Source organism: Achromobacter semiaridum (genome assembly GCF_053543755.1).
Genome location: NZ_JBLVOL010000043.1, coordinates 19,062 through 22,446, shown reverse-complemented (window position 1 = coordinate 22,446; position 3,385 = coordinate 19,062). Strand labels below are relative to the sequence as shown.

Below are 3,385 nucleotides of genomic sequence, written 5' to 3'. Positions count from 1 at the left end.
CCCATACCCATACCCATACCCATACCCATACCCATACCCATACCCATACCCATACCCGCAATGCAAAAGGCCCTCACCGAAGTGAGGGCCTTTTTAAATTCTGGTGGCGCATCCCTGATTCGAACAGGGGACCTGCGGATTATGATTCCGTCGCTCTAACCGGCTGAGCTAATGCGCCAACTTCTTTCCTGCTTTCTTCGCTTTTCAGTGCCCGGTTTGTTTCCAAATCCGTGTCGCTGATCAACGAAGAACGAAATTCTAGCATAAAACTTTTTTCGCGTGCAAGCGGGCGGCAAGCTATACATCAGCAACTCGCGTCACGCATCCCTCGCCAGCCGAATGCCCGAAAATTGCCAGCGTGCTTCCGGTGGAAAAAAGTTGCGGTAGCTGGCCCGGACGTGGACGCGTGGCGTCACGCACGAGCCGCCGCGCAACACGTATTGGTTGCACATGAACTTGCCGTTGTATTCGCCGACCGCGCCCGCATCGGGCTTGTAGCCGGGATAGGCGTCGTACGAACTTGCCGTCCATTCCCAGGTGTCGCCAAAGAGCTGAACCGGTCCGCCGGACGCATTGCGGGCGGGGGCGGGACGCGGGTCCAGGTGGCCGTTTTCCAGCATGTTGGCGCGGCCCGGAAATACCGGGTCGGTTTGCTGGCGCGCGGCGTGTTCCCATTCCGCTTCGCGCGGCAGGCGCACGCGGGCCCAGCGCGCATAGGCGTCGGCTTCGTAATAGCTGACGTGCGTGACGGGCGCCTGCAATTCCACTTCCCGCAGGCCGCGTAGCGTGAACACCTGCCAGTCGTCGCGTTGGCCTTGCCAGTAAAGTGGTGCGCGCCAGCCCTCGGCGCACACGCGGTCCCAACCGGCCGATAGCCACAATTCGGGCCGCTTGTAGCCGCCGTCGCGGATGAATTCCAGGAACTCGTGTTGGGTGACCAGGCGGTCGGCCAGGTAGTAAGGCCCCAACAAGACTTCATGCGCCGGGCCTTCGTTATCAAAACCGAAACCTCGGCCGTCGTGGCCAATGCGCGTGATGCCACCGCCATAGCGTGTCCAACCGGCCGGCGTGGCCGGTGGCAGTGCGGGCGAGCCCGGCGCCACGTACGCGGGCTTGAGCGGGTTGAAGGACAGCATGTGTTTCAGGTCCGTCAGGATCAGTTCCTGATGTTGCTGTTCATGGTTCAAGCCCAGGTCAAGCAGCGAATCAAACGCCGGGTCATTGCCACCCAGCCGCGAGATCAGGTCGTGCATGGCCGCATCGACATGCTGGCGATATTGCTGGACTTCGGACAGGGCTGGGCGCGACAGCAGCCCCCGCTGCGGTCGCGGATGCTTGGCGCCGATGGCGTTGTAGTAGGAATTGAACAGCATCCGGTACTGCGGGTGAAACACGCTGTAGGCCGGGTGGAAATGCGTTAGCAGAAAGGTCTCGAAGAACCACGTGGTATGCGCCAGGTGCCACTTGACGGGGCTACAGTCCGGCATGGACTGCACCTGGCAGTCTTCAGGGCTGAGCGGCGCCGCAAGCGCGGTGCTGGTGGACCGCACCGCGTCGTAGCGGTCATGCTGGCCGGCCTGCCCGCTTGCGTAGGGTCCGGTGGCGGGGTGAGTCAGCAGGCAGGCAGGTTCCATGGCGATCCTCCAGTGGCGTTGATGAACTGCCCGCGTCATGCACGGGCGCTGAAAACCGAAAACCAGCCGCGCGAATCCGACCAATGGGCAATGTCGCCAAAGCCCGCGCGTTGCAGCAGGTCCGAGAACGCTTGCGGCGTGAATTTGTAGGAATTTTCGGTGTGGATGCGTTCACCCGCCCGAAATTCGCGCTGACCGCCGGGCCATGACACACGCACCGCGCGTAGCGCTTCCAGATGCATTTCCACACGGGACCGGGCGCTGTTGAACAAGGCGACGTGGCGCCAGTCGGCCACGTCGAAATCGCTGTCCAGCACGCTGTTCACATGCCGCAGCAAATTAAGGTTGAACGCCGCGGTCAAGTGCAGCGCATCGTCATAAGCGGGCTCAAGCACCTGCTTGGGCTTGACCCGGTCCACGCCCACCAGCAGTCCGCCGCCGGCGCATTGCGCCCGGATGCGCTTGAGCATGGCAAGCGCATCATCGGGATTCAGGTTGCCGATGCTGGAACCGGGATAGAAGAACAGGCGCTGCGCTGCGGGAACGCCCGCCGGTAGCGCAAGAATTTGTGAAAAATCCTGCCCGACCGGGGCCACCTCCAGGTCGGGGTACGACAAGCACAGGCGTTCCACGGCGGCTTGAAGATAGTCGGCCGAGATATCGATGGGGATGTAGTGCTTGGGGCGCAAGCGCGCGAACAGGCGCTCGGCCTTGACGCAATCGCCCGCGCCCAGGTCGATCATTGATTGCACCGGCCCGATGTGGCGGGCGATGTCCTGCGCGTGATGTTGAAAAATCTCGGCTTCGCAGCGCGTCGGGTAGTACTCGGGCAGTTGGGTAATGGCCGTGAACAGCGACGAGCCCAGCGCGTCGTACAGAAACTTGGGATCGATATGCGCCGGATCGTCCAGCAGGCCGTCCCGCAGCTCTGCCTGTTCGGAACGGGTGGCCTGGGCCTCGTGCGCCACGAAAGACGGCGCTGCGGGGGCAAGCATTGCGGAAGGGGAAACCATGCGTTCATTCCTTTTTTGAGGCAGTTGAAGCGCATTGCAAGGGGGTTATTGTGGCGGCCAGGGGGGCTGCGGTGTCAAGCGCTAAGCCGCTGAATGCAATGGACTTTTACGAAATCGAAGCAGCGGGCCGAATCGGGGATGCCGCATGCCCGGCGCTTCGCGGTAGCCCTACAGCAAGTTTCGGGCCGCTGAAATATCGGATTACGGCTGGTTGCGAAAGCTGGAGCGGCGACGCGAAATGATCGGCACAATGGGGACATGGTCAACGGGGTGGCGTCGTTGACGTTGCGACAACGCGGCGTAGCCTTCCACCCTTGCGACCCCAATCTTCAAAGGAGCGACTATGAATCGAAAGCACCAACGCGCCGAGATGGCTCTGCACCGTGACCGGGTCAACGATAGCTTCCGCGATCTGCTCTCTGGAACCGAGGACCTCTTGCGTTCGACGGCTTCTTATACGGGCTCCGAGATTGAATCCGCCCGTGCTCGGCTGAAGTCGCAACTTGCCGAAGCCCGCCACCATGCGGGTGACTGGGAAGGCGCTGCACGCGAACGTGCTTATCGCGCCAAGGCGTACGCCGATGAATACGTGCACGAGCACGCCTGGAAGTCGGTGGGCGTGGCGGCATTGGTAGGCGCCTTGCTGGGCTGCCTGGTGGCCAGCGGCCGGCGTTAAGCCGCGGTCGCCATGAGACCACCACCGGCCTTGGGCCGGGTAGTACGCGCGCCGGGCGCGCC

At 62.5% G+C, this 3,385-nt stretch carries 3 protein-coding genes and 1 tRNA gene; 1 reads left to right on the top strand and 3 read right to left on the bottom strand.

Annotated elements, in window-relative coordinates; translation table 11 throughout:
* Nucleotides 1-101 precede the first annotated feature (101 nt).
* From ACNPP0_RS13045 to egtD, 3 genes are all read right to left on the bottom strand, one after another.
* Nucleotides 102-178: transfer RNA gene (locus ACNPP0_RS13045), tRNA-Met, on the bottom strand.
* Nucleotides 179-317: 139 nt separating this feature from the next.
* Nucleotides 318-1,634: an ergothioneine biosynthesis protein EgtB gene (egtB, locus tag ACNPP0_RS13040; protein ID WP_448706110.1), complete on the bottom strand. Its 1,317-nt coding sequence runs from the start codon at nucleotides 1,632-1,634 to the stop codon at nucleotides 318-320.
* A 35-nt stretch (nucleotides 1,635-1,669) separates the two neighbouring features.
* The gene (egtD, locus tag ACNPP0_RS13035) at nucleotides 1,670-2,647 is read right to left on the bottom strand and encodes an L-histidine N(alpha)-methyltransferase (RefSeq protein ID WP_448706109.1); all 978 of its coding nucleotides are present in this window, start codon (nucleotides 2,645-2,647) and stop codon (nucleotides 1,670-1,672) included.
* A gap of 343 nt (nucleotides 2,648-2,990) precedes the next feature.
* Here egtD and ACNPP0_RS13030 point away from each other — a divergent pair, with 343 nt between their 5' ends.
* Nucleotides 2,991-3,323, top strand: a complete 333-nt coding sequence (locus tag ACNPP0_RS13030; protein WP_046805506.1) for an ElaB/YgaM/YqjD family protein — start codon at nucleotides 2,991-2,993, stop codon at nucleotides 3,321-3,323.
* Nucleotides 3,324-3,385 lie beyond the last annotated feature (62 nt).